Consider the following 25,802-nt stretch of genomic DNA (forward strand, 5'->3'; position numbering starts at 1 on the left):
CGAAATCGGACACTTGTGAGGTGCAGTGGGCATCGAGATCGAGGACAAGTTCGACGTTCCGACCGACTACACGATCCCGGACCTGAGCGGCTTGGCCCAGGTCACGGGCCCGCGCGGTCACCAGCTCGTGGCGCTCTACTACGACACGGCCGACCTGCGGCTGGCCGCGCGCGGCGTCACGCTCAGACGCAGGCGCGGCGGCGACGACGCGGGCTGGCACCTGAAGCTGCCCAAGGCCAGGGGCGTGCGCCAGGAGATCACCTGCCCGCTCACCCGCAGCACCAAGGTCGTGCCGCCGGAGCTGGCCGAACTCGTCCGGGCCTACGCCAGGGGCGCCGAGCTCCAGGTGGTGGCCGAGCTCGACACCCGCCGCAGCGTCACCCTGCTGCACGACGGCGGCACCCGGCTGGTCGAGATCGCCGACGACCGGGTGAAGGGCACCGTCCACCGGGACGGCAAGGTGCTGCGGTGGCGCGAGGTCGAGGCCGAGCTGCTGGCCGAGGACCGGCCGGACCTGCTGGCCAAGGTCGGCAAGCGGCTGCGCAAGGCGGGGGCGACCCCGGCGGGCAGCGCCAGCAAGCTCGCCCGGCTCCTCGAACCCGCCCCGCCCGCCAGGGCCGCCACCGAGCCCGGCACGGCGGGGGAGACCGTCATCGACTACCTGTCGAGCCAGGTCGCCGCCCTGCTCAGCCAGGATCCGCGGGTGCGCAGGGCCGAGGAGGACGCCGTCCACCAGATGCGGGTGGCCTCGCGCAGGTTGCGCAGCGCGCTCAAGGCGTTCAAGTCGGTGGTGACCGGCACGGAACAGGTCCAGGAGGAGCTGCGCTGGCTCGGCACGGTGCTCGGCGAGGCCCGCGACCTGGAGGTGATCAGGGCCAGGTTCGCCGGGGAGCTGTCCGGTCTCGCCCCCGAGCTGGTCACCGGTCCCATCCGGACCCGTCTCGGCGCGGACCTGCGCGTACGCGAGCAGGAGGCGTACGAGCGCATCAAGGACGCACTCAGCGGCGACCGCTACTACACCCTCCTGGACGCCCTCGACGCCCTGATCGCCACCCCCGAGCTGGGCAAGGCCGCCGCCAAGCCGGCGAAGGACAAGCTCACCGCCCTCGCCTCGGCCGGCTGGGACCGCGTGACCAGGGCGTACGAGGCAGCCCAGGCCACCGAGGACCCCGGACGCCGCGAGATCGCCCTGCACGACGTCCGCAAGGCGGCCAAACGCGCTCGATACACCGCCGAAGCGCTCGAACCGACCCTCGGCAAGGGCATGGCCAGGCTGGCCGAGCTGGCCGAGAACGTCCAGGAGGTGCTGGGGGCCCACCGGGACGGCGTGGTCGCCCAGGAGACGCTGGCCAAGGAGGCCGAAAGCGCCCGGCAGGCGGGCGAGGACACCTTCACGTACGGGCTGCTGATCGGGATCGAACGTAACACCGCCGAACGTGCCGAGGCCGATTTCCCCAGAGTCTGGGCGGAGACCGTGAAGGCGGTTAAGAAGGTTCTATGACGAACCTTCCGGCAATACCCTTCCCGCGCAGCGACCCCCTCGACGTTCCGGCGGCCTACCGGGAGCTGCGGGAGAAGGAGGGCATCGCGCGGGTGCGCACCCCGGTGGGCGACGAGGTCTGGCTGGTCACCGGCTACGAACAGGCACGCAGGCTGTTCACCGACAGCCGGCTGGGACGCTCCCACCCCGAGCCCGAGCGGGCGCCGCGCGTGTCGAACTCGGCCCTGCTCGGCGGGCCGCAGGGCGAGGCCGCCACCGAGAAGGCCGACCACGAGCGCCTGCGCAGGCTCTTCGCGCCCTCCTTCTCGGCCCGGCGGATGAGGCGGCTGGCCGGCGAGGTCGGCGCCCTGGTCGAGGAGCGGCTGGACCACCTGGCCGGCCGCACGCCGCCGGCCGACCTGCACGCCGAGCTCTCCTTCCCGCTGCCGGTGCTGGTCATCTGCCGGCTGCTCGGCGTCCCGTACGAGGACAGGGAGTACTTCAGCGGCGTGTCCGCGCGTATGGCCGACCTGCGGGACGAGGCGGCCGGCGTCGCGGCGCGGGCGGAGCTGAGCGCCTACATGGCCGGGCTGATCGCCCGCAAACGGCAGGAACCGGCCGAGGACGTCCTGTCGGACCTCGCGGGCGAGCTGGACGACGACGGCAAGATCGCCGAGCTGGCCGCCGGCCTGCTGTTCGCCGGGCACGAGACCACGGTCAACCGCATCGACCACGGCGTGCTCCTGCTGCTGGCCAACCCCGGCCAGCTCGACCTGCTGCGGTCGGACCCCGGGCTCGCGCCCGCCGCGGTCGAGGAGATCCTGCGCATGGCCGCGCCGAGCCTGCACGGCCTGCCCAGGTACGCCCACGAGGACATCGAGATCGACGGCCGCACGATCCGCCGCGGCGAGGCGGTCGTCATCAACACCGGCGTGGCGAACCGGGACGAACAGGTCTATCCCGATCCCGACACCTTCGTCATCGGCCGTCCTGCGACCGACCCGCATCTCGCCTTCGGGTACGGCCCGCGGTTCTGCATCGGCGCGAGCCTGGCCAGGGTGGAGCTGGAGGCGGTCTTCAGCCGGCTCTTCCAGCGTCTTCCCGGCCTGCGGCTGGCCGTCCCGGTCGCCGAGCTGCCGCGCAACGAGGGCAGGATCACCCAGGGCTTCGCCCGGCTGCCGGTCACCTGGTGAGCCGTCAGGTCGCGTAGCGCTCCACGCCGACGACGTGCCCGCCGACCCGGTGCAGCACCGCGAACGCGCCCTTGCGCAGGTGCACGTCCTTGCCGCTCAGCGCGTGGATCAGGTGCGGCAGGACCTTGCCGTGGCTGCACACGGCCGCGGGCACGGCGAGGTCGCCGACCAGCTCCGGCGTCTTGTGCGGGTCCTGGCCCTCCTCGCTGAGCAGCGGCTCGGTCCTGATCTCGGCCCCGATCCCGGTCCCGTACGGCTCCAGCGTCTGGACGCAGCGCCGGCTGGGCGAGCTGACCAGCAGCTCGGGCCGGTACGCGGGCAGCGCGGTGGCCAGGGCGGCGGCCTGGGAGCCGCCGTGGTCGTCCAGCGGGCGCAGCGCGTCGTCGCCGTCCCACCGGCTCCTGGACCCGGCCGTGGCGTGCCGGACGAGCACCAGCGGCACGGTCGCGAGCGGCGCGGCGGCCAGGGCGCGCAGCAGCCCGGCGTCCCACTCGTAGGTCAGCAGCTCGCGAGCCCGGTCGACGGGCAGCCAGCGCAGCCCGTCGACCTCGTCGCCCGGTTCGAAGCCGGCGTCGGAGGCGACCCGCGCCGTCCAGTAGTCGACGCGCTTGAGCCGGCCGCCGCTGAGGTAGTGGATCGGCGGCAGGGCGCGGCCCAGGACGACCGTCAGGCCGGTCTCCTCGGTGACCTCGCGCAGGGCGGCGGCGATGACGTGCTCGCCGCTCTCCAGCTTGCCCTTGGGGAAGGTCCAGTCGTCGTAGCGCGGGCGGTGGATCACCGCCACCTCGGGGCCGCTCTCCGCGCCCCGCCAGACCACGGCTCCGGCGGCCCGGAGCAGGTCAGTCGTCAACGGTCCTCCATCGCCTGGTGCCGACGAGATGGCTCTGCAGATCCTCGCCCTCGTGGCGGATCCAGGTGCCGTCGGAGTTGAGCCACCACGCGTTCGTGGTGTCGGCCATGGCCAGGTCCATCAGCTCGATCAGGTACGCCTTGTGCTGCTGCGAGGTCACCTTGACCAGGGCCTCGACCCGGCGGTCGAGGTTCCTGCGCATCAGGTCGGCGCTGCCGATCCACACCTCGGGACGTCTGCCGAGGCCGAACTCGTACACGCGGGAGTGCTCCAAAAAGCGCCCCAAAACCGACCTTACGCGGATATTTTCTGACAAATTGGGGATTCCGGGGCGAAGAATGCAGATACCGCGCACCCACAGGTCCACCGGCACCCCCGCCCTGGACGCCCGGTAGAGCGCGTCGATGATCGGCTCGTCCACCAGCGAGTTCGTCTTGATCCTGATCCGCGCCGGACGGCCCGCCTGCTGGTGGGCGATCTCCCGGTCGATCCTGGCCAGCAGGCCGCTGCGCATCGAGTGCGGCGCGACCAGCAGCCGGCGGTAGGCCGAGTGGTTGGAGTAGCCGGTCAGGTGGATGAACAGGTCGGTGACGTCCTCGCCCACCAGCGGGTCGGCGGTGAGCAGGCCGAAGTCCTCGTACTGGCGGGCCGTCTTGGGGTTGTAGTTGCCGGTGCCGATGTGGCAGTAGCGGCGCAGCTCGCCCGAGGGCTCCTGCCGGACGACGAGGGCCAGCTTGCAGTGGGTCTTCAGGCCGACCACGCCGTAGACCACGTGGCAGCCGGCCCGCTCCAGCTTCCTGGCCCAGGAGATGTTGGCGTGCTCGTCGAAGCGGGCCTTGATCTCCACGACCACGACGACCTGCTTGCCCGCCTCGGCCGCGTCGATCAGCGCGTCGACGATGGGCGACTCGCCGCTGGTCCGGTAGAGGGTCTGCTTGATCGCCAGCACCCGCGGGTCGGCCGCGGCCACCTCGATGAACCGCTGGACGCTGGTCGCGAACGAGTCGTACGGGTGGTGCAGCAGCACGTCGCGCTCGCGCAGGGTGGAGAAGAGGTCGTCCTCGGCGTTGATCACCTCGGCCGGCACGAACGGGCGATAGCTCAGCTCGCCGCGGTCGAGGTCGGCGATGGCGTGCAGGCCGGTCAGGTCGAGCGGGCCGGGCAGCCGGTAGATCTCGTGCGGGGCCAGCTCCAGCTCCTCGATGAGCGGGGCCAGCACCTCGGGCGTGATGGTCTCCTCGACCTCCAGCCGCACGGGCGGCCCGAACCGCCGCTTGAGCAGCTCCTTCTCCAGCGCCTGCATGAGGTTCTCGGTGACGTCCTCGTCGACGTCGAGGTCTTCGTTCCTGGTGACGCGGAAGACGTGGTGCTGGAGGATCTCCATGCCCTTGAACAGCTGGCCGAGGTGCGCCGCGATGACGTCCTCCAGCGGCACGAACCGGTCCTTCGACGCCGGCACGAACCGGGGGAGCTGCGAGGGCACCTTCACCCGCGCGAAGACGGTGTGGTCGGTGATCGGGTTGCGCACCAGCACGGCCAGGTTGAGGCTGAGCCCGGAGATGTAGGGGAACGGGTGCGCCGGGTCGACCGCCAGCGGCGTCAGCACCGGCCTGATCCGCTCCCTGAACAGCTTGCGCAGCTCCGTGCGCTCCTCGCGGCCCAGGTCGTCCCACCGGACGATCTCGATGCCCTCGGTCGCGAGCTGGGGGCAGACACGGTCGTGGAAGGCGGCGGCGTGCCGCTTGGCCAGGGAGTCGGCGATCGTGGCGATCCGGGCCAGCTCCTCGCGCGGCTTCAGCCCGCTCTTGGTGCGCAGCAGCAGCCCGGTGGCCATGCGCCGCTTCAGGCCGGCCACCCGTACGCGGAAGAACTCGTCCAGGTTGCTGGCGAAGATGGCCAGGAAGCGCACCCGTTCGAGCAGCGGGACCGACGGGTCCTCGGCCAGTTCGAGGACGCGCTCGTTGAACTGGAGCCAGCTTTCCTCGCGGTTGAGGAACCGCTCCTGTGGCAGGGGCAGGTCGTTTCCCGATTGCAGCGGTTCCGCGGACATATGGCCTATATTGCCCCGATTGGTTGAACGGAACGTTAACGTAGCCGCAACGAACTCACTCTGGCTGGTCGGCCTGCTCCAGGCGTGCGGCGCGCTCGGCGAGCCTGGCCTCCCGCTGACGGATCTTCTCCTCGCGCTCGCGGGCCTTCTCCGCCTCCTTCAGCAGCCGCTCGCGCTCCTTCAACTCTCGTACCCGGGCTTTCTCCGCGTCACGCAACTCTCGCTGGCGGAGCTTCTCGGCTTCCTTGAGCTCCTTCTCCCGGGCCTTCTCGAATTCGCGCAGATCCTTGTCGCTGACGCGCGGCTTGGCGGCGGCGGCCTGGTTGCGGGTGGCCACCGAGATGACCGGGCTCGGGTTCAGCCCGGTCAGGCCGTTCCAGGCCAGGTTCACCAGGTGCGCGGCGACCTCCTCGCGGCCCGGCTTGCGCACGTCCAGCCACCACTGGCCGGTCAGCGCGACCATGCCGACCAGCATCTGGGCGTACATCGGGGCGAGCTTGGGGTCGTAGCCCCGGCCGGCGAACTCGTCGGCCAGGACGTCCTCGACCTGGCTGGCGATCTCGCTGATCAGGCTGGCGAACGTGCCGGTGCCCGAGGCCGCGTGCGAGTCGCGCACCAGGATGCGGAAGCCCTCGCTGCTCTCCTCGATGTACTGGAGCAGGGCCAGGGCGGCCCGCTCCAGCTTGATGAGGGAGTGGGAGGCGGCGAGGGCCGAGGTGATCATGCCGAGCAGCTTCTGCATCTCGCGGTCGACGACGACCGCGTAAACGCCTTCCTTGCCGCCGAAATGCTCGTACACCACGGGTTTGGACACCTGCGCGGTGGCGGCTATCTCCTCTATGGAGGTCCCGTCGAACCCCTTCTCGGCGAACAGCGTGCGGCTGATCCGGATCAGCTGCTCTCTGCGCTCTCTACCGGACATGCGCCTGCGAGATCGGGGTTCGGTCACGGGTTCCATAATGACGGCCACGGACGAATGGCCGTTCATCGGCTGATTCTCGTCAGGCAATGCGCTTCGCCGCCAGGCGTTCTGGCGTCGGCCAGCGCACGTCGTACACCCAGCCCGCCCGTTCGAAGAGGCGGATCAGGCCGGCGCTGAGGTCGATCTGGCCCTTGAGCGCGCCGTGCCGGGCGCAGGTGGGGTCGGAGTGGTGCAGGTTGTGCCAGGACTCGCCGAACGACGGGATGGCCAGCCACCAGACGTTGCGCGACTTGTCACGCGTCTGGAAGGACTCCTCGCCGAAGACGTGGCAGATCGAGTTGATCGACCAGGTCACGTGGTGCAGCAGGCCGATGCGGATCAGCGAGCCCCAGAACAGCGCGGTCAGGCCGCCCTGCCAGGACCAGGTCAGCAGCAGGCCGAGCACGCCGGGCAGCAGGACCGAGACGAGGGCCAGCGTGGGGAACCACTTGTGCAGCTTCTGGATGTCCTCGTCCTTGCACAGGTCGGGGGCGTACTTCTCGCGGTTGGTGCGCTCGCTCTCGAACAGCCAGCCCATGTGGGCGTACAGCAGGCCCTTGGACATCGACCTGAAGCCGGGGCCGAAGCGCCACGGCGAGTGCGGGTCGCCGTCCTTGTCGGAGAACTTGTGGTGCTTGCGGTGCGTGGCCACCCAGTCCAGCACGGACATCTCCAGCGACAGGCTGCCCGCGATGCCCATCGCGATCTTCAACGGTCGCTTGGCCTTGAACGAGCCGTGCGTGAAGTAGCGGTGGAACCCGACGGTGACGCCGAGCCCGGAGACGACGTAGAAGACGAAGGCGATGACGATGTCCGTCCAGCCGAGTCCCCATCCCCAGGCCAGCGGGACCGCCGCCGCGAGCGCGACCAGGGGCAGTCCGACCACGAGTGCGAACGTGATGATCTCGGCCCTGGACTTCGGTTCTTCTTCGAAGTCGGGCTTCGGGGCGGGGGAGGAACGCTCGGCGAGAACGGTCATGGGCTACCTCCAACTACATGTATGAGGATGAATGTCCAGGCTACGCCACCGTAACCTACGCCATCGTAAGTAAGGAAGCCCTAAGTGTGGATGTCACTTAGCTGACGGCCGGCGCGCCCAGGTGAGTGGGTTTCGTGCCTTGCGGCTTTTGGGGTGTTCTGTTATACGACCAGCGCGCCGACTACCCCCGCGTGTCCCCGGTATTCGCGGCACTGGAGATGTGCGAGAGAATTGAGGGCGCATACGCCCGTGCGGGCTCGGTATCGTAGGGGCTGTGTGTCGGACGCCACGGCGTCCGGTCCGTCCCGGATCGTCTAATCGGCAGGACAAGTGGTTTTGGTCCACTTTGTAGGGGTTCGAGTCCTCTTCCGGGAGCCTTGACAGCCATCCCGCGACTCCCCGCGCGAAAGAGTTCCGAACCGGGCAGGTATCCTCACGGTGTCGGGAGGGTTGCGGCGCGGTAGCCGCGCCGACGACCCTGATCCGTCCAGTCACAGGGAGTCTCAGTCCGTGAGTGTGCCGCGCCCGGCAGCCGTCATCGTCCTCGCCGCGGGCGAGGGCACCCGGATGAAGAGCCAGACCCCGAAAGTCCTCCACGAGCTGTGCGGCCGCGCGCTGGTCGACCACATGCTCGCCGCCGCCCGCGACCTCGATCCCGAGCGGCTCATCGTGGTCATCGGCCATGCGCTCGAACAGGTCGGCGGTCATCTGGCCGCCACCAGCCCCGACGCGCGCGCCGTCGTCCAGCGTGAGCAGCGCGGCACCGGCCACGCCGTCCGCACGGTGCTGGAGGAGGTCGGCACGATCGCCGGCACGATCCTGGTCACCTACGGCGACGTGCCGCTCATGCAGGCCCGCACGCTCGCCACGCTGCTCGCCAAGCACGCCGCCGACGGCAACGCGGTCACCGTGCTGACGGCCGAGGTGCCCGACCCGACCGGCTACGGCCGGATCGTCCGCGACCCCTCCGGCGCCGTGCTGGAGATCGTCGAGGAGAAGGACGCCGACGACGAGCAGCGCGCGATCAAGGAGATGAACTCCGGCATCTACGCCTTCGACGGCCTGCTGCTCGCCGACGCCGTCAAGCGCGTGTCCACCGACAACGCCCAGGGCGAGGAGTACCTCACCGACGTCCTCGGCATCCTGCGCGGCGACGGCCACCGGGTCGGCGCCTGCGTGGCCGCCGACTACGTCGAGGTCGAGGGCGTCAACGACCGCGTCCAGCTCGCCTTCGCCCGCAAGGTGCTCAACCAGCGGCTGCTGGAGCAGCACATGCGCGCCGGCGTCACCGTCGTCGACCCGGCCACCACGTGGGTCGACGTGGACGTCGAGATCGGGCCCGACGCCGTCGTCCACCCCGGCACCCAGCTCCACGGCCGCACGGTCATCGGCGCCGGCGCCGAGGTCGGCCCGGCCACCACGCTGACCGACACCCGCGTCGGCGAGCGCGCCGTCGTGCGCAACGCGGTCTGCGACGACGCCGAGATCGGCCCCGAGGCCAACGTCGGCCCCTACGCCTACCTGCGTCCCGGCACCGTGCTCAGCCGCAGGTCGAAGGCGGGCACGTTCGTCGAGATGAAGAACACCAAGGTCGGCGAGCGCTCCAAGGTGCCCCACCTCACCTACGCCGGCGACGCCACCATCGGGGAAGACGTCAACATCGGCGCCTCCACCGTCTTCGTCAACTACGACGGGGTCGACAAACACCACACCACCGTGGGCGACGGCGCGTTCGTCGGCTGCGACACCATGCTCATCGCCCCCGTGACGATCGGCGAAGGCGCCAACACCGCGGCCGGGTCCGTGATCGTCAGCGACGTACCCCCAGGGGCGATGGGCGTGGCCAGGGCGCGACAGCGCAACATCGAGAAATGGGTCCTGCGCAAGCGCGCGGGCACCAAGTCGGCCGCCGCCGCCGAACGGGCGCTGGCCGAGCGAGCACAGCAGGAGAACGAACAGTGACCAGCATCAAACAGCCGGGCGAGAAGAACCTCATGCTCTTCTCCGGCCGGGCCTATCCAGAGCTGGCCGAAGAGGTTGCCGAGCACGTCGGCGTCTCCCTCACCCCCACCAAACTGATCGACTTCGCCAACGGCGAGATCTACGCCCGCTACCTGGAGTCCGTCCGCGGCTGCGACGCGTTCGTGATCCAGAGCCACACCGGTCCCATCAACAAGTGGATCATGGAACAGCTCATCATGGTCGACGCGCTCAAGCGGGCCTCGGCCAAGCGCATCACCGTGGTCATGCCGTTCTTCGGCTACGCCCGCCAGGACAAGAAGGGCCGCGGCCGCGAGCCCATCACGGCCCGGCTGATGGCCGACCTGTTCAAGACCGCCGGCGCCGACCGGCTCATGTCGATCGACCTGCACACCTCGCAGATCCAGGGCTTCTTCGACGGTCCCGTCGACCACCTGTTCGCGATGCCGGTCCTGGAGAGCTACCTGAAGAACAAGCTCGACCTGGAGAACACGACCGTCGTCTCGCCCGACACCGGCCGCGTCCGCCTGTCCGAGCGCTGGGCCGACACCCTCGGCACGCCCCTGGCCTTCATCCACAAGCGCCGCGACCTCGACGTGGCCAACTCCGTGAAGGTCAGCGAGGTCGTCGGCAAGGTCAGCGGGCGCACCTGCGTGCTGATCGACGACATGATCGACACCGCCGGCACGATCTGCAAGGCCGCCGACGCCCTCTACGAGCAGGGCGCCACCAACGTCATCGTCGCCGCCACCCACGCGGTCTTCTCCGACCCCGCCGTCGACCGGCTGAAGAACTCGCGCATCTCCGAGGTCATCGTGACCAACACGCTGCCGCTGTCGGAGGCCAAGCGGTTCGACAAGCTGACCGTGCTCTCAATCGCGCCGCTCATCGCGCGCGCCGTCACCGAGGTCTTCACCGACGGCTCCGTCACGAGCCTGTTCGAGGGCGACACCTGAGCGAGTAAGCTGTACGGGTTGCGCTCGTAACGCCTTCCGCTAGGGCGGGTGAGGGGGAGCGCGCCACAATCCGATCTCTGCATCCCTAGGAGATGTCGTGTCTGAAGTACGTATCGCCGCCGAGCCGCGCACGGTGTTCGGCAAGGGCGCCGCCCGCAAGATCCGCCGCGCCGACAAGGTGCCCGCCGTCCTCTACGGGCACGGCATCGACCCCAAGCACCTGACCCTGCCCGGTCACGAGGTGCTGCTCGCCCTCCGCACGCCCAACGTGCTGATCCGCCTCCAGGGTGACGGCGTCGACGAGCTCGCCCTGCCCAAGGGCGTGCAGCGCGACCCGATCAAGGGCTTCGTCGAGCACGTCGACCTGCTCCTGGTCAAGCGCGGCGAGAAGGTCACCGTCGAGATCCCGGTCACCACGACCGGCGACGTCAACTCCGAGGGCCTGCTCGACCAGCAGCTGGTCTCGGTGGGCGTCGAGGCCGAGGCCACCCACATCCCGACCGGCGTCGAGGTCGACGTCGAGGGCATGGAGGTCGGCACCGTGGTCACCGCCGCGCAGCTCGACCTGCCGTCGGGCGCCACGCTGGCCGCCGACCCCGAGGCCGTGGTCCTCCACGTCATCGCCAAGCCGACCGAGGAGCCCGCCGCGGAGGCCGAGGAGGCCGCCGAGGGCGAGACCGCCGAGGCCGAGGGCGAGGGCGAGAGCGCCGAGGCTGCCGCCGAGTAAGCACGTACCGCGACAACGGGGGTGGCGCGAGGCCGCCCCCGTTCCGCTGTAAGGGGAGCGCACATGGACCGCTGGCTGATCGTCGGACTGGGCAATCCGGGGCCCGAATACGCGGGTAACAGGCACAACGCGGGCTTCATGGTGCTCGACGAGCTGGCCGCGCGGGCCGGCGGGCGCTTCAAGGCGCACAAGAGCAGGTCCGAGGTGCTGGAGACGCGGGCGGCCGTGCTGGCCAAGCCGCTGACGTACATGAACCTGTCGGGCGGGCCGGTCAAGGCGCTCGCCGACTTCTACAAGATCGGCCCCGATCGGCTGATCGTCGTCCACGACGAGCTCGACGTCCCCTACGGCGCGCTGCGCGCCAAGCTGGGCGGCGGCGACAACGGCCACAACGGGCTCAAGTCCATCACCAAGGTCCTCGGCACCCGCGACTACCTGAGGGTGCGCTTCGGCATCGGCCGGCCGCCCGGCCGCATGGACCCGGCCACCTTCGTGCTGCGAGACTTCGCCACCGTCGAGCGCAAGGATCTGCCCTTCCTCGTCGACCGGGGCGCCGACGTCGTCGAGTCGCTCATGGCCCGCGGCCTGGAAGCCACCCAGAACGACTTCCACCGGGCTGATCTCCACATTTCCGGCCCTCCGCGCTGATCGCCGCATAGAACCGTTCGCCGCCTGTCGCGGCGCACGCCCGGCTAGCATCGGTGACTGTCCGTTCGGGAACGGGCACACAGAGGCGTGCCACCGCCCGGAGCGACGGCGGGAGCGGAGCGGGGGAAGACGGCATTTGGCGACCGAGGCCGCCTCACGGAGTGAGGCAGGAGAGCCCGTGAAGTCCGGCGAGGCCCTCTCGTGGCGGGTCAGCCCGGTGACTCCGGCATGGATGCGTTCCTACCGGTTCCGTGCCGTGGTGGGCGATCTGTGCGGGGCGGGCATCGGGTCCGCCGCCGCCTTCTGCGGCAGGTTCGGCGGGTTCACCCCCTACGTGCTGCCGTACCTGCTGGTCAGCGTGGCGCTGCCGTGGGTGTGGATCTGCGCGGTCGCGCTCAACCGGGCCTACGAGCCCCGCATGATCGGCGTCGGCTCCGAGGAGTTCCGCCGCGTCGTGCACGCCGGTGTGGCGCTGACCGCGGCCACCGCGATCGGCTCGTACGTCACCAAGACCGACGTCGCCCGCGGCTACGTCGTGCTCGCGCTGCCCCTGGTCACGCTGCTCACGCTGGTCGCCCGCTACCTGCTGCGGCGCTCGCTCAACCGGCGCAGGGCGGCCGGGGCCTGCATGCGCCGCGTGGTCGCGGTCGGCCACCCGGCCTCGGTCGCCGAGCTGGTCCACCTCTTCCGCAGGGAACGCCACCACGGCATGGACGTCGTGGCCGCCTGCCTGCCCTACGGCGAGCCGCCCGGGGTGCTGACCGAGGTGCCCGTCGCGGGCGACTTCGGCGACGTGCCGCTGGTCGTCGACCAGCTGCGCGCCGACACCGTGGCGGTGCTGGCCTGCCCCGAGATGGACGGCGACGCGCTGCGCCGGCTGGCCTGGCGGCTGGAGCGCACCCACACCGAGCTGGTGGTCGCCCCCGCCCTGATGGACGTCGCCGGCCCGCGCACGATGATCCGGCCGGCCGCCGGGCTGCCGCTGCTGCACGTCGAGCACCCCGAGCTGACCGGCGCCCGGCAACTGGTCAAGAACGTCTTCGACCGCGTGGTCGCCGCCGGTCTGCTGGTGCTGCTGTCACCGCTGCTGGCGGCCCTGGCCGTGGCCGTGCGCGGCACGAGCCCGGGGCCCGCGCTGTTCCGCCAGACCCGCGTCGGGAAGGACGGCAGGCCGTTCACCATCCTGAAGTTCCGTACCATGCGGCGCGGCTCGGAGCAGCAGAAGATCACCCTCGTCAGCGACCACGACGGCGTGCTGTTCAAGATCCGCAACGATCCGCGCGTGACGCCGCTCGGCACGCTGATGCGCCGCCACTCCCTCGACGAGCTGCCCCAGCTCATCAACGTGCTCCTCGGACACATGTCGCTCGTCGGCCCCCGCCCGCCGCTTCCGGAGGAGGTGGCGCGCTACGGTGACGACGTGCGCAGACGGCTTCTGGTGCGTCCCGGGCTGACCGGGCTGTGGCAAGTGAGCGGACGATCTGACCTATCGTGGGAGGAATCCGTCCGTCTCGACCTGCGTTACGTGGAGAACTGGTCCCTCACGCTGGACCTGCAGATCCTGTGGAAGACTTGGTCGGCCGTCGCCCGCGGGCAAGGAGCATATTGATGACGATTCGCGACGACCACGCCGTGGCCGGCGACCTGGCGACGGAGGCGGGCGAGAGGCTGCTGCAGGTCCGCGAGCGCACCGGGTTCGGCGACTCCGCCGCGTTGCGCGCGGAGGGCGACCGGGCCGCGCACGTGTTCCTCATGGAGGCGCTGGCACGGTTGCGTCCGAGTGACAGTGTGCTGTCCGAGGAGGCCACCCGCGAGGAGCGGCTCGACCCGCGCAGGCTGGGCGCCGAGCGCGTGTGGATCGTCGACCCCCTCGACGGCACGCGCGAGTTCGCCGAGGAGGGCCGGGCCGACTGGGCCGTGCACGTCGCGCTGTGGGAGCGCGGCAAGCTGACCGCGGGCGCGGTGGCGCTGCCCGCGCAGGGCCGTACGCTGACCACCGCCGAGCCGCCCGCCCTGCCGGCCTTCGAGAAGGGCCGCTTCCGCATCGCGGTGAGCCGCACCCGGCCGCCGGAGTTCGTCCAGAAGCTGGCCTACCTGCTGGGGGCCGACCTGGTGCCGATCGGCTCGGCGGGGGCCAAGATCTCCGCGGTGCTCACCGGCGAGGTCGAGGCGTACGTGCACGCCGGCGGCCAGTACGAGTGGGACTCCGCGGCGCCCGTCGCCGTCGCGCAGGCGGCCGGGGCGTTCGCCAGCCGCGTCGACGGCTCGGAGCTGACCTACAACCAAGCGGACCCGTCACTACCGGATATCCTGGTTTCCCTACCGGAGCTGGCGACATCCCTGCTCGCCGGAATTCGGGACCTGCATCGCTAACCGCCGGAGGAAGCGCCCATGCTCCAGCGCGACTACACGACGTCGCAGCTCGACGTACTCGAAGCCGAGGCCATTCACATCATGCGCGAGGTGGCGGCGGAGTTCGAGCGGCCGTGTCTGCTCTTCTCCGGCGGCAAGGACTCGATCGTCATGCTGCGCATCGCGGAGAAGGCGTTCTGGCCCGCGGCCATCCCGTTCCCGCTGATGCACGTCGACACCGGGCACAACTTCGACGAGGTCATCGAGTTCCGCGACCGCCGTTCCGAGGAGCTGGGCGCGCGCCTGATCGTGGCCAGCGTGCAGGAGTCGATCGACAGCGGCCGGGTGGTCGAGGAGACCGGCCGGCGCGCCTCGCGCAACCGCCTGCAGACCACCACGCTGCTCGACGCGATCGAGGAGCACGAGTTCGACGCCGTCTTCGGCGGCGCCCGGCGCGACGAGGAGAAGGCCCGCGCCAAGGAGCGCGTGTTCTCCTTCCGCGACGACTTCGGCCAGTGGGACCCGAAGAACCAGCGCCCCGAGCTGTGGAACCTCTACAACTCCCGCATCCGCAAGGGTGAGCACATCCGGGTCTTCCCGCTGTCCAACTGGACCGAGCTCGACATCTGGGACTACATCCGGCGTGAGGGCATCGAGATCCCCTCGATCTACTTCTCGCACACCCGCAAGGTGTTCGAGCGCGACGGCATGCTGCTGCCCGACTCCGACGTCGTGTCCCGTGGCGACGACGAGCCGCTGTTCGAGGCCGTCGTACGCTACCGCACGGTCGGTGACATGACCTGCACCGGCGCCGTGCAGTCCACGGCCGCCACGGTCGAGGAGATCATCGAGGAGATCGCGGCCACCCGGATCACCGAGCGGGGGGCCACCAGGGCCGACGACCGCTCGTCCGAGGCCGCCATGGAGGACCGCAAGCGAGAGGGCTACTTCTGATGGACATTCTTCGCTTTGCCACCGCGGGAAGCGTCGACGACGGCAAGTCCACCCTCATCGGACGGTTGCTCTTCGACTCCAAGGCCATCTTCGAGGACCAGCTCGAAGCGGTCGAGCGCACCTCCCGCGACCGCGGCACCGAGTACACCGACCTGTCGCTGCTGACCGACGGCCTGCGGGCCGAGCGCGAGCAGGGCATCACGATCGACGTGGCCTACCGCTACTTCGCCACGCCCAAGCGCAAGTTCATCATCGCCGACACGCCCGGCCACATCCAGTACACCAGGAACATGGTCACCGGCGCCTCCACGGCCGACCTGGCGATCATCCTCATCGACGCGCGCAAGGGCGTGCTGGAGCAGTCGCGCCGGCACGCGTTCCTGACCTCGCTGCTGAGGGTGCCGCACCTGGTGCTGGCCGTGAACAAGATGGACCTGGTCGACTACTCGCAGGAGCGGTTCGAGGAGATCCGGGAGGAGTTCACCTCCTTCGCCTCCAAGCTCAACGTGAGCGACCTGACGTTCATCCCGATCTCCGCGCTCAACGGCGACAACGTCGTCTCGCGCTCGGAGAACATGCCCTGGTACCTCGGCACGTCCCTGCTCCACCACCTGGAGAACGTGCACATCGCCTCCGACCGCAACCTGGTCGACGTGCGCTTCCCCGTCCAGTACGTGATCCGTCCGCAGAAGGCCACCGACCACGCCTTCCACGACTACCGCGGCTACGCGGGGCAGGTCGCGGGCGGGGTGCTCAAGCCGGGCGACGAGGTGATCCACCTGCCGTCCGGGCTGAGCACGCGGATCGCCTCGATCGACACGTTCGACGGGCCGGTGGAGGAGGCGTTCCCGCCCATGTCGGTCACGCTGCGCTTCGAGGACGACCTCGACATCTCGCGCGGCGACATGATCGCCAGGCCCAACAACCAGCCGCACGCGGCCCAGGAGCTGGAGGCCATGGTCTGCTGGATGGCCGACGGCCTCAAGCTGACCCCGCGCACCAAGCTGACGATCAAGCACACCACCCGTACGGCGCGGGCGCTGGTGCGCGACCTGCACTACCGGCTCGACGTCAACACGCTGCACCGGGACGAGGAGGCCACCGCCCTCGGCCTGAACGAGATCGGCCGGGTCTCGCTGCGGGTCACCCAGCCGCTGTTCGTCGACGACTACGCCCGCAACCGGCTGACCGGCGGCTTCATCCTCGTGGACGAGGCCACCAACGGCACGGTCGGCGCCGGAATGATCATCGACGCCAGCTGAGCGTCATGCGAACGGCCCGGCGACACCACGCCGGGCCGTTCGCCGTTTCGGTAGATCTTTGCAGGGTTTCCTGACCATCTGATTACCCTCCGCGCTAGGGTCGTCGCGTTCCGTGTTGGCGACGTGAAGGCCCTCCCCTGTGACCGACCGCGCATCCGCCACCCGAGTGATCTTCCTCGGGGGCCTCGGCCGTAGTGGCACCACCCTGCTGGAACGGCTGCTCGCCGAGCTGCCCGGCGTCGTGGCGCTCGGCGAGGTGGTCCATCTGTGGTCCAGGGGCGTGCTGGCCGGAGAGCCGTGCGGCTGCGGCGCCGCCTTCGCCGCCTGCGACTTCTGGCTGCAGGTGGGCCGGGCGGCGTTCGGCGGATGGCGGCCGTCGGTGGCCGAGCGGGTGCTCATGTTGCGGCGACGGGTCGACCGCACCCACCGGATGGGGCGCATCGCGCATCCCGACCTGGCCGAGTACGCGCGGGCGTACCGGAAGGTCTACGAGGCGACCGGCGCACCCGTCGTGATCGACTCCAGCAAACACGCCTCCCTCGCCCACTGCCTGGTCGCGGCCGGCATGGACGTACGCGTGGTGCACGTCGTCCGCGACCCGCGGGCGGTGGCCCACTCCTGGCGCAGGACCGTCGAGCGGCCCGAGGACGGGCGTCCCATGACCCGCTGGGGGCCGCTGCGCACGTCCCTCCACTGGACGGCCCAGAACGCCGGTCTCGAGCTCCTCGCCCGTCAGGGGGCCCTGGTGACCCGGGTGCGCTACGAAGACCTGGTCGCCCGTCCGGAGCCCACGCTGACCTCGCTGGCCGGCTTCCTCGGCCTCGACGTTCCCGGCCTGCCGTTCCTGGAGGGCACGACGGCGCGGCTCGGGCCCGCGCACACCGCGTCCGGCAATCCGATGCGGTTCCAGGTCGGGGGCATCCGGCTGCGGTGCGACGACTCGTGGCGTTCGGGGCTGCCCGTCCGCGACCGGCGGCTGGTCACCGCGCTCACCTGGCCCCTCCGCGTCCGGTACGGCTACCGGGAGGTCGCCGCGTGAGCGCGCCGCCGTCCGTGGGGGTGGTGATCCCGACCTGCGGCGACCGGCCCGGGCTGCTGCGCGAGGCCGTGGCGGCGGTGCTGGCCCAGGACTATCCGGGGCGGCTCGCCGTGGTCGTGGTCCACGACGGCGGGCGCGGCTGCCCGGGGCCGGAGCTGGGCGTGCCCGTCCTGGCCAACCGGCGTACCCCGGGGCTTCCCGGGGCGCGCAACACCGGCATCGCGGCCCTCGACACCGATCTCGTCGCCTTCTGCGACGACGACGACGTGTGGCTGCCGGGCAAGCTCACCGCCCAGGCGCGTGCGCTGGCCGTGACCGGAGGCGAGTTCGCGAGCTGCGCCATCGAGATCGAACACGCGGGGCGCCGGGTGGCCAGGCTCGCCGGCGCCGACACGGTGACCATGGCCGATCTCCTGCGGTCGCGCATGGTGATGGTGCACTCCTCGACGTTCCTGTTCCGGCGCGGGGCCCTGTGGGCCGACGAGAGCGCCCCCGGGGGCCAGAACGAGGACTGGGACCTGGCCCTGCGGGCGGCCCGGCGGCGGCCGATCACGCACGTCGACCGGCCGCTCGTCCGGGTGCGGTGGGGTGGTTCGTCCCACTACGCGGCCCGCTGGGCGGACCGGATCGCGGGGCTCGACTGGATGCTCGACCGCCATCCCGAGCTGGCCGCCGACCGGCGCGGCGCGGCGCGGGTCTACGGCCAGTTCGCCTTCGCGTACGCGGCGCTCGGGCGGCGGCGCGCGGCGGTCCGGTGGGCGGTGCGCGCGTTCGGGGCGCGGCCGGGTGAGCCGCGGGCGCCGATCGCGCTGGCCGTCGCGGCGGGGATCGTCCCGGCCGCGACCGTGCTCGGGCTGCTGCACGGACGGGGGCACGGCATTTGACCCCGCCCAGGACCCGCGTGCCCGCCGTGCCCGTCCAGCGTCCGCCCGCCCCGGACCCCGTCTCCGACTCCCCGTCCGCGCGCGGGCGGGCCGCCGAGGCCGCGTCCGCCCGGACCTACGCGTCGGCGGCCGGGCATGCCGCCGAGTCCGCGCGGGTCCGCGCGGCCGGGCCGGCCGTGGCCGGCCGGGGCCGTGGCGCCGAGCCGGAGGTCGCCCGCACCCTTCCGTCCGAGCGCCTGGCGGGTCGCGGGCCCGCCGAGGCCGGGCGTCGCGGACGTGCTGGGGAGCGCGTGCGGGTCGGTGGCGTCGGGCTGGACGTCGTCACCGAGGCCGACGTGGTGCGCTGGGTGGCGGCGGAGGCCGCGGCCGGCCGGGGCGGCCGCATCGTGACGCCCAACGTCGACATCTGCCGGGCCGTCGCCCGCGACCCGGCCCTGCAGGAGCTCGTGGGCTCGGCCGAGATCGTGGTGGCGGACGGCATGCCGCTGGTGTGGGCGGCCAGGCTGCTCGGCACCCCGCTGCCCGAACGGGTCACCGGGGCCGACCTGATCTGGTCGCTCAGCGAGGTGGCCGCGGCCCGGAACTGGCCGGTGTACCTGCTCGGCGGGCCGCCGGGCGTGGCCGAGCTGGCCGCCGACGAGCTCAGGAGCTGCCGTCCCGGGCTGAAGGTGGCAGGGGTGCACGCGCCGCCGTACCGCTTCGACGACACGGCGGAGGGCAGGGAGCGGGTGCGGCGCCGGGTGGTCGCGGCGCGGCCCCGCCTGGTGTTCGTCGGGCTGGGCTTCCCCCGGCAGGATCTGCTCATCGCCGAGCTGCGCGAAGAGCTGCCGCAGGCGTGGTTCGTGGGCTGCGGGGCCGCCATCGCCTTCGCCGCCGGCACCGTCCGGCGAGCGCCGCGCTGGATGCGCAGGGCAGGGCTGGAGTGGGCGTTCCGGCTGATGAGCGAGCCCGGCCGGCTGGCGCGGCGCTACCTCGTGGACGACCTCCCCTTCGCGGTACGCCTGCTCGCCGGCTGCCTGCTGACGAGACTCAGGCGGTGAGGGCCCGGACCCGGGCCGCCTCGCCCGGGGTGAGCCCCCGGGCCGCCGTGGCCAGGGCGTGACGGGAGTTCATCGGACGGAAGGCCGTACGGGACAACCCCGACCAGGCGAAGGCCGCCGACCGGCGGGACGGCGTGGTGCAGGCCCGGACGATCCGGCGTTCGGCGGCCGGCGACCACGGCAGGCCCGCGTGGGCGTAGAGCCGCCGGAAACCGGTCACCGGATCCTGGGCCAGCGACTCGTACGACGCCACCAGGACGCCGGTAGTGGCGGCCAGCACCGACCGTGCGGCCCGCCACAGGGCGGCCGTCGTGGCCAGGTCGTCGGCGGAGCCGAGCAGCGGGCACAGCCGCAGCAGGCCGGGATGGTCGCGGACGAGCAGCGGCTGGCCGAGCAGGTCGCCCACGTCGAACCGCCACCCGAGCCGGCGCCAGCTCGCCACGAACGACACCGGATCACGGACGAGGACGATGACCGCGCACCCCAGCCGCCGGGCGAACCAACCGGCCGACAACACCGCGAACGGGTCGTCGAGCAGCGCCCGGCGCCCGGCCAGGCGGCCGAACGCGAACGCGGTGCCGTAGCGCGCCAGCCGGGCCAGGTCGTAGGGGGAGCGGTTGGCGCGCAGCTCGGCGAGCCAGTGGTAGCGCAGGGCGACCGTGTCGCGGAAGGCGGGCAGGAAGTCGGCGGCGTTGTCGTCGCAGATGTACTGGAACCGGTGGGCGACCTCGGCCCGCAACACGCCGGGGCAGCGGCCGGGCGGGTGTTGCGGGTTGAGCGGCTCGTTGACGTAGACCAGGCCGCCCCCGGCGGCGAGCATCTTGCCGGCCCAGCTCGTGCCGCTCCTCGGCAGGCCGGTGACCAGAACGGGCGTGTTCACGCGGCGGCCGCCCAGGTGCGCGGGCGCAGGGCGGGCAGGGTGTGGCGGCCGAACGGGCGCAGGCCGTAGCGGTGGTGGAGCTGCCACAGCGGCAGCAGGTTCTTCACGATCACCCCGGCCGACCAGCCGACGACCGCGCCGAACGCCCCGTGGGAGGGGATCAGGGCCAGGTCGAGCGCGACCGTGACGGCGACCGCGGCCAGCAGGTTGAGCAGACTGGCCAGGGTGTGGCCGGCGGCCGTCAGGACGACGTCGACCATGCCGCAGGCGGTGGCCACCAGCATGGTCCCGGCCAGGACGAGGGCGATGGGGGCGGCGGCGCCGTACGCGGGGCCGAAGACGCGCAGCAGCCACGGCGCGAGGACGGCGTAACCCAGCCACACCGGCCAGGTCAGCAGCACCAGCCAGATCGTGGTGGCCTGGTACAGCTCGCGCGCCCGGCCGAGCTCCCCGTCGGCGAGCGCCCGGACCAGCCGCTCCTGCACGGCCTGCGCCAGCCCCTGGTTGGCGAGCTGCCCGACGACCCGGAACCGGGTGGCGGCCGTGTAGACGGCGGCCTGGGCCGGCCCGCCGAGCAGGGCGACGACCACGATGTCCAGCCGCTGGAACACCGCCTGGATGGCCCCCGCGGCGGACCGGGGCGCGGTGTACCGCCACAGGTCACGCGCGGTCCCCGGCAGGTACGGCGTGCGCGGCGCCCGTCCGCGCAGGTCGGCCAGGGCCAGGACGAGCAGCGGCAGGAAGGGCAGCGCCCAGGCCGCCGGCAGCCACTGCGGCGCGTGGGCCAGCGCCGCCCAGGTGACGAGCAGGAGCTGCGCGGCGGGCAGCAGCACGCCGTCCAGCAGCACGGTGGGCCGCATCGAGCCGAACCCGCGGGTGGCGGCCAGCGCGATGTCGCCGAGCACGATCACCGGCAGGGCCCAGGCCAGCAGCCCGATGCGCGGCTCCAGCAGCACTCCGGCCGCGCAGGCGGCCAGCGTGCACGGCACCATGGCCGCCCGGAAATATCCGGAGATACCGCGATAGCCGTACGTCCTGGCCCGCGCGATGAAGTACACCAGGCCGTTCCCGGCGTCCAGTTTGGCGATGCCGGCGGCCATCAGCGCCAGGGCCGTCACGCTGAAGAACGCCCCCGCCTGCGCCGGGCTGAACGCCCTGGTCACCACCACGGCCACCAGGAACTGCGCCAGCGCGCTCACCCCGGCGCCGGTCAGCCCGGCGATCCCGCGCCGGACCATCACCGGCGCCACGACGGCTCACCGCCCAGCCAGCGCGTCAGCCGCGCGTCGTAGGGCTCGAAATGGTCCCGGAGCGCCCGTTCCAGCACCCGGGGCACGGGCCGGGGCAGCGGCCGGCCGTTGTGCCGCTCGAACGCCGGATAGCCCAGATGCGGCACCGTCAGGAACTCCAGCACGCGGTCGTAGGCGGTCTCGGGCTCGGCGAAGAACCGGTGGCTGTCGAGCACCAGCATCCGGTCGCGGCCGAAGAGCGGTTCGAGGCGGTCGAGCTGGTCGGCGTACCGGCCGCGGGCCAGGTAGGCGTGGTGGCGGTGGGAGTGGTGCTCGGAGAACGGCGACACGCGCAGGCTCTCCTCGGCCCCGGCCAGCCGTCCGGCCTCCAGCTCAAGGGCGGATTCGAGGTGCGACTCGGACTCGAAGCCCCTGGCCAGCTCGTGGGCGTGGGCCGAACAGGCCCGCTCGACCGGGTCGCGGACCAGGACGATCAGCTTGACCCCGGGCAGGTCGGCGGCGATCCGCTCACCGGCCAGCGGATGGAACAGGTAGTAGGGGGACGACTCGAACGCGTGGGTGCGGCCGCCGTACCGGTGGGACAGCAGCGCCGCGCCCGCACGCAGCGGGAAATGCGCCTGGTACCAGGCCATCGGCCGGTGGTAGCCGACGTCGAAGTAGTGGACCCCCTTGTGCAGGACGGGCTTGAGCAGCAGCGGATGCTGGGCCAGCGCCCGGTAGAGCGAGGTCGTGCCGCACCGCTGCGCCCCCACGATCAGGAACGACGGCAGCACCCGCGCGCTCGACGTGAACCGGCCCGCCAGCCGCGAGAAGGACAACACCGGCCGCTTCATCGTCCTCATGGCAGCAGCTCCTCGTGGTCGACGGCCGGGTTGAGCCAGGTCTCGGGCGGCCCGAGCGGGCTGTGACCGTCGGCGGCGTGCCGGTCGGCCAGCACGATGAGGTAGCGCAGCGCCGTCCGCCTGGCCTCGGCCGACGACAGGCCGAGCGGGGCCAGCTCGCGGGGCGCCCTGGCCAGGCAGGCGCGGGCCGCCGTGGCCGGGTCCATCCTGCGCAGCGCCCGCTGGAACAGGTGGTGCGCGGCGTCGAGGCCGTAGGGGACGCCGGTCTCGTACCGCTCCCAGTCCCAGACGAGCAGCCGGCCGTCGGCGGAGGGGCAGATGTTCCACGGGGACAAGTCGCCGTGCCAGGCCGGCACCGGACCGCCGGTGGCGGCGATCTCCATGATCGCGGCGTGCAGCAGGGCCGGGGGCACCCGGCCGCGCCGTACGGGCAGGGGTGACAGCGCCAGCACGGGCAGGCCGCGCCACTCGCCGTGGTGCAGCACGTCGGGCACGACGACGGTCTTCAGCGGCGCCGCGGCCAGCCCGCGCAGCGCGGCCGCCTCGCGGCCGACCAGCTCGCGGGCGAGCGGGCTGTCGCCGACCTTCACGTACGCCAGCAGCCGCCCCCCGGTACGGGCCTCCAGCACGGGCTTGCGGTTGGGCCGCAACGCCGGACGCACGTGCAGCACGATCTCCACGGGCGCGTCGAAGACCTCGCCCAGATAAGCCGCCACGGACCCCTCCAGCGGCACGGTGACCGCGCCCCCCACGTGCCACCAGCGCCGCGGCGCCAGCCGGCGGGGCAGCACCCGGTGCGGCAGCACCGAGTACGGCCGCGGCGACCCGGTACCAGGGAACAGCAGGCGCACGGTCTCGCGGAGGTATCCGAGCCGCGCGGAGGCGTCCTTCATGCGTTTCTCCACAGCAGGGCGAACGAGATGAGATAGAGGCTCAGCGGCGTCACCAGGCCGTCGTAGACGAACATGTAGAGCAGCACGAGGCCCATCACCAGCACCCCGGCCAGCCCGATCGGGGAGCGGTCGGCCCAGTGGCGGCGGATGGCGCCGAGGAAGAAGGCCACGTAGAGGGCGGCCCCGGTGAAGCCCTGGGTGATCAGCAGCAGCCAGAGCTGCCCGTCGCTGCCGAGCGGCGGGTGCCCGCAGGCCGCGCACCACTGCGTCTTGCCCGTGGTGATCGAGCGGTGGTTGCCGAGCGAGTTGCGGGTGTTGCCGTAGCCGATGACCGGCGAGTGGCGGGCCGCGGCGACCGTGGCGGTCATCGTGAAGGCCCTGACGTCGTTGGAGTGCGGTTTGTCCAGCCGCTGGGCGAACACCGAGGCCAGCGGGCTGAGCGCGAACACCACCAGCCCGGCAGCCACCGCCCCGCACAGCACGACCCTGGTCCGGCCCGCCACCCGCACGATCAGGTACGCCACGGCCAGCCCGAGCCCGATCCACAGGCCGCGGTTGAGCGAGTACACGACCGGGATCGCGGCCAGGGCGAGCACCAGCACCGCCAGCACCCGGCGCCCCCGCCCGCCGTACGTCCACCAGCCGACGACGAACCAGATCAGCAGCACCGACGCGTTGCTGCCCCACGCGTTGGCCCACTCGAAGGGCGCCTCCGGCCTGGGGGAGGAGTAGCCGAGCACCTTCTGGGTCTGGGCGGCCGTGGGATGGATGAGGTTCTGGACGAAGGAGTTCTCGCTGATCCAGCCGGGCAGCAGCAGCTCGACCGGCGAGGTGAAGGCGAAATGCGGGACCAGGACGCCGAGCAGGCCGCCGGCGACCGTGGTCAGGAACAACACCCCGAGCCAGCGCACCAGGCGCAGCTGCGGCAGCTCGCGCTCGCTCAGGTTGCCCAGGTAGAGCACCATGACTAGGACGGACACGTACAGGGCCAGGCGCATGGCCCAGCCGATCAGGCGGCCGGCGCTGAACTCGCCGTACGTGCCGGGGGGCAGCTCGTCCAGCATCATCGCGCTCAGCAGGTAGCCGGCCAGCAGCAGCAGCCACAGGCCGAACCCGTGGGGCACCCGGATCGGCCGCCGCCGCCACAGGATCACCGCCATCGGCACGGCCAGGACGACCACCGACAGGCCGCCGAACCCCAGCGCCCACCAGATCGGGTAGCCGAGCAGGAGCGCCGCGATCGGCCAGGCTGGTCGTGTCACGTCTGCTTGCGCTGCCGGTGGTGGAACGACGGCATGGGCGTGGTCTCGGCCGCCAGGCTCACCTCCAGCTCGCCGGTGGCGACGAGCTTGCCGAGCGAGGTGTGGGTGCGCGGCTCCAGCAGCGGGACGAACTCCGGCACCGCGTCGGTCGCCGTCACCACGCCCACGACGGGCACGTCGTGCCGCTCCAGGTGGCGCGCGGCCGCCGTCACCTCCGGGGCGGTGACCCGGCCCAGCCCGACCAGCAGCAGGGCCGCGTCGGCCCGCGCCAGGTCGCGGACGTCGGAGCCGTCGAGCACCGACAGCGGCGCGCTGATGGCCAGCGGCTCGGCCAGCGAGGAGGCGTAGAGGTCGGCGGGCAGCGACCGGACCAGCAGCCGCTTGCCGGGACAGGCCGCGACCACGGCGCAGGCCAGCTCGTGCAGCACGCCGTGCTCACGGGAGGTGGACAGATCGGTCAGCACGGGCAGCCCGGTCAGCCGCTCGACGTCGGCGGCCGTGCGCAGCCGGGTGTCGAGCCGGTCGCGGGCGTAGGCCGCCGCCGCGCCGAGCAGCAGGCCGGCCATCAGGCCGGTGCCGAGGTAGAGGGGCAGGCTGGGGGAGCTCGGCCGGGTCGGCGGCAGCGCCTCGCTGATGACCGAGCCGGGGGTCACCGCGACCGTGCGCAGCGCGTCGTACTTGAGCGTCAGGCTGGCGGCCTGCCGGTTGAGCACGCTCTGGCGCTGGGTGGCGATGGCGTGCTCGGCGCTGCCCTTGGGCAGGCGGCCGACCTCTTTGATGGCCGCGTCGAGGCCGGTGTTGACCTGCTTGAGCTTGGCCAGCACCGCCTGCTGCCGCTCGGCCATCGCGGCCTGCGCGCTCTCGCGCCTGTTGGCCAGGTAGGCGTCGGCGTAGGCCCGGGACTGCGCGGCGGCGGCCACGGGATCGGCGTCGGTCACCGAGACCCACAACACGGCCGAGTTTGGCGGGACGGAGACCTCGACCGGCTGCGGCGCGGTGATCCGCAGGGCCTGGGCGACCCGCGCCGAGACGACCGCCGACTGGGCGATCTGGGCCTCGGTGTCGAGGTTGAGCGGCTCGCGCTGGCGGTTGCTCACCTGGTTGGCCTGGTCCTGGCCGTCGACGGGCGTGACGAGGACCTGGGTGACCGCGGTGTAGGCCGGCGGGGTGGCCCGCAGCAGGGCGAGCCCGGCGGTGCCGCCGACCACGACGCAGCCGACGAGTAGCAGCCACCGCCTGCGCAGCAGGGAGAGGTGCTCGTCCAGGTCGGCGCCCGGGCGGCGCGCCTGGAGGTCCGGCGACGGGCTCATGGGGACGGTC

The 25,802-nt window shown here is 72.0% G+C and carries 23 protein-coding genes and 1 tRNA gene; 14 read left to right on the plus strand and 10 right to left on the minus strand.

Annotation, left to right across the window (positions count from 1 at the left end; genetic code table 11):
- Window positions 1-25: 25 nt before the first annotated feature.
- Together AB0J71_RS14755 and AB0J71_RS14760 are read left to right on the plus strand one after the other, a co-directional pair.
- The gene (locus AB0J71_RS14755) at window positions 26-1,501 is read left to right on the plus strand and encodes a CYTH and CHAD domain-containing protein (RefSeq protein WP_364414501.1); all 1,476 of its coding nucleotides are present in this window, start codon (window positions 26-28) and stop codon (window positions 1,499-1,501) included.
- Window positions 1,498-2,673 carry a cytochrome P450 gene (locus tag AB0J71_RS14760; protein WP_364414503.1) on the plus strand — a complete coding sequence of 392 codons (1,176 nt, stop codon included), beginning with the start codon at window positions 1,498-1,500 and terminating at the stop codon, window positions 2,671-2,673. Before AB0J71_RS14755 ends, AB0J71_RS14760 begins: the two co-directional genes overlap by 4 nt.
- Window positions 2,674-2,677: 4 nt before the next feature.
- On the opposite strand, the gene AB0J71_RS14765 is transcribed toward AB0J71_RS14760, so the two are convergent.
- The 4 genes from AB0J71_RS14765 to AB0J71_RS14780 form a co-directional block, all read right to left on the minus strand.
- Window positions 2,678-3,523, minus strand: a complete 846-nt coding sequence (locus AB0J71_RS14765; protein ID WP_352321967.1) for an NUDIX hydrolase — start codon at window positions 3,521-3,523, stop codon at window positions 2,678-2,680.
- Window positions 3,513-5,573: an RNA degradosome polyphosphate kinase gene (locus AB0J71_RS14770; protein WP_352321968.1), complete on the minus strand. Its 2,061-nt coding sequence runs from the start codon at window positions 5,571-5,573 to the stop codon at window positions 3,513-3,515. The genes AB0J71_RS14765 and AB0J71_RS14770 overlap by 11 nt, the downstream gene beginning before the upstream one ends.
- A gap of 55 nt (window positions 5,574-5,628) precedes the next feature.
- Window positions 5,629-6,495 (minus strand): TetR family transcriptional regulator, encoded by an 867-nt coding sequence (locus AB0J71_RS14775; RefSeq protein ID WP_364414655.1) that lies wholly within the window; start codon window positions 6,493-6,495, stop codon window positions 5,629-5,631.
- Between the two features lie 79 nt (window positions 6,496-6,574).
- Complete coding sequence (locus tag AB0J71_RS14780; RefSeq protein ID WP_352321972.1) at window positions 6,575-7,513, minus strand: acyl-CoA desaturase; 939 nt, start codon at window positions 7,511-7,513, stop codon at window positions 6,575-6,577.
- Between the two features lie 303 nt (window positions 7,514-7,816).
- Between AB0J71_RS14780 and AB0J71_RS14785 the strand changes: the two genes are divergently transcribed.
- The 12 genes from AB0J71_RS14785 to AB0J71_RS14840 all read left to right on the plus strand — a co-directional run bounded on the left by AB0J71_RS14785 (window position 7,817) and on the right by AB0J71_RS14840 (window position 19,355).
- Window positions 7,817-7,888 (plus strand) — tRNA-Gln (locus AB0J71_RS14785).
- A gap of 135 nt (window positions 7,889-8,023) precedes the next feature.
- Window positions 8,024-9,475 carry a bifunctional UDP-N-acetylglucosamine diphosphorylase/glucosamine-1-phosphate N-acetyltransferase GlmU gene (glmU, locus tag AB0J71_RS14790; protein WP_352321974.1) on the plus strand — a complete coding sequence of 484 codons (1,452 nt, stop codon included), beginning with the start codon at window positions 8,024-8,026 and terminating at the stop codon, window positions 9,473-9,475.
- A complete protein-coding gene (locus AB0J71_RS14795; RefSeq protein WP_352321976.1) occupies window positions 9,472-10,449 on the plus strand; it encodes a ribose-phosphate diphosphokinase in 978 nt (325 codons plus the stop codon). The genes glmU and AB0J71_RS14795 overlap by 4 nt, the downstream gene beginning before the upstream one ends.
- A gap of 97 nt (window positions 10,450-10,546) precedes the next feature.
- The gene (locus tag AB0J71_RS14800) at window positions 10,547-11,176 is read left to right on the plus strand and encodes a 50S ribosomal protein L25/general stress protein Ctc (RefSeq protein ID WP_364414505.1); all 630 of its coding nucleotides are present in this window, start codon (window positions 10,547-10,549) and stop codon (window positions 11,174-11,176) included.
- 63 nt (window positions 11,177-11,239) lie between these two features.
- Window positions 11,240-11,824 carry an aminoacyl-tRNA hydrolase gene (gene pth / locus AB0J71_RS14805; protein WP_352321980.1) on the plus strand — a complete coding sequence of 195 codons (585 nt, stop codon included), beginning with the start codon at window positions 11,240-11,242 and terminating at the stop codon, window positions 11,822-11,824.
- 232 nt (window positions 11,825-12,056) lie between these two features.
- Entirely contained in the window at window positions 12,057-13,433 is a 1,377-nt protein-coding gene (locus AB0J71_RS14810) for a sugar transferase (protein ID WP_352322006.1), read from the plus strand.
- Window positions 13,433-14,197 carry a 3'(2'),5'-bisphosphate nucleotidase CysQ gene (locus AB0J71_RS14815; RefSeq protein WP_352321982.1) on the plus strand — a complete coding sequence of 255 codons (765 nt, stop codon included), beginning with the start codon at window positions 13,433-13,435 and terminating at the stop codon, window positions 14,195-14,197. Before AB0J71_RS14810 ends, AB0J71_RS14815 begins: the two co-directional genes overlap by 1 nt.
- Before the next feature lie 18 nt (window positions 14,198-14,215).
- The gene (gene cysD, locus AB0J71_RS14820; RefSeq protein WP_352321984.1) at window positions 14,216-15,130 is read left to right on the plus strand and encodes a sulfate adenylyltransferase subunit CysD; all 915 of its coding nucleotides are present in this window, start codon (window positions 14,216-14,218) and stop codon (window positions 15,128-15,130) included.
- Window positions 15,130-16,392 carry a sulfate adenylyltransferase subunit CysN gene (cysN, locus tag AB0J71_RS14825; RefSeq protein ID WP_364414507.1) on the plus strand — a complete coding sequence of 421 codons (1,263 nt, stop codon included), beginning with the start codon at window positions 15,130-15,132 and terminating at the stop codon, window positions 16,390-16,392. The genes cysD and cysN overlap by 1 nt, the downstream gene beginning before the upstream one ends.
- A gap of 139 nt (window positions 16,393-16,531) precedes the next feature.
- On the plus strand, window positions 16,532-17,431 hold the full coding sequence (locus AB0J71_RS14830; RefSeq protein ID WP_352321988.1) for a sulfotransferase: 900 nt from the start codon (window positions 16,532-16,534) through the stop codon (window positions 17,429-17,431).
- The gene (locus AB0J71_RS14835) at window positions 17,428-18,315 is read left to right on the plus strand and encodes a glycosyltransferase (protein WP_364414509.1); all 888 of its coding nucleotides are present in this window, start codon (window positions 17,428-17,430) and stop codon (window positions 18,313-18,315) included. The genes AB0J71_RS14830 and AB0J71_RS14835 overlap by 4 nt, the downstream gene beginning before the upstream one ends.
- A gap of 17 nt (window positions 18,316-18,332) precedes the next feature.
- A complete protein-coding gene (locus AB0J71_RS14840; protein WP_364414511.1) occupies window positions 18,333-19,355 on the plus strand; it encodes a WecB/TagA/CpsF family glycosyltransferase in 1,023 nt (340 codons plus the stop codon).
- On the opposite strand, the gene AB0J71_RS14845 is transcribed toward AB0J71_RS14840, so the two are convergent.
- The 6 genes from AB0J71_RS14845 to AB0J71_RS14870 are packed head-to-tail and all read right to left on the minus strand — an operon-like array spanning window position 19,345 to window position 25,792.
- Entirely contained in the window at window positions 19,345-20,235 is an 891-nt protein-coding gene (locus AB0J71_RS14845) for a sulfotransferase (protein WP_364414513.1), read from the minus strand. The genes AB0J71_RS14840 and AB0J71_RS14845 overlap by 11 nt on opposite strands.
- The gene (locus AB0J71_RS14850) at window positions 20,232-21,485 is read right to left on the minus strand and encodes a lipopolysaccharide biosynthesis protein (protein WP_364414515.1); all 1,254 of its coding nucleotides are present in this window, start codon (window positions 21,483-21,485) and stop codon (window positions 20,232-20,234) included. Before AB0J71_RS14850 ends, AB0J71_RS14845 begins: the two co-directional genes overlap by 4 nt.
- The gene (locus AB0J71_RS14855) at window positions 21,473-22,327 is read right to left on the minus strand and encodes a sulfotransferase domain-containing protein (RefSeq protein WP_352321996.1); all 855 of its coding nucleotides are present in this window, start codon (window positions 22,325-22,327) and stop codon (window positions 21,473-21,475) included. Before AB0J71_RS14855 ends, AB0J71_RS14850 begins: the two co-directional genes overlap by 13 nt.
- Window positions 22,324-23,220 (minus strand): hypothetical protein, encoded by an 897-nt coding sequence (locus tag AB0J71_RS14860; RefSeq protein WP_352321998.1) that lies wholly within the window; start codon window positions 23,218-23,220, stop codon window positions 22,324-22,326. Before AB0J71_RS14860 ends, AB0J71_RS14855 begins: the two co-directional genes overlap by 4 nt.
- Window positions 23,217-24,482, minus strand: coding sequence for an O-antigen ligase family protein (locus tag AB0J71_RS14865; protein WP_364414517.1), 1,266 nt, complete (start codon window positions 24,480-24,482; stop codon window positions 23,217-23,219). The genes AB0J71_RS14860 and AB0J71_RS14865 overlap by 4 nt, the downstream gene beginning before the upstream one ends.
- Entirely contained in the window at window positions 24,479-25,792 is a 1,314-nt protein-coding gene (locus AB0J71_RS14870; RefSeq protein WP_364414519.1) for a Wzz/FepE/Etk N-terminal domain-containing protein, read from the minus strand. The genes AB0J71_RS14865 and AB0J71_RS14870 overlap by 4 nt, the downstream gene beginning before the upstream one ends.
- Window positions 25,793-25,802 lie beyond the last annotated feature (10 nt).

The sequence above is a fragment of the Nonomuraea sp. NPDC049637 genome, from assembly GCF_040675235.1.
GTDB lineage: Bacteria > Actinomycetota > Actinomycetes > Streptosporangiales > Streptosporangiaceae > Nonomuraea.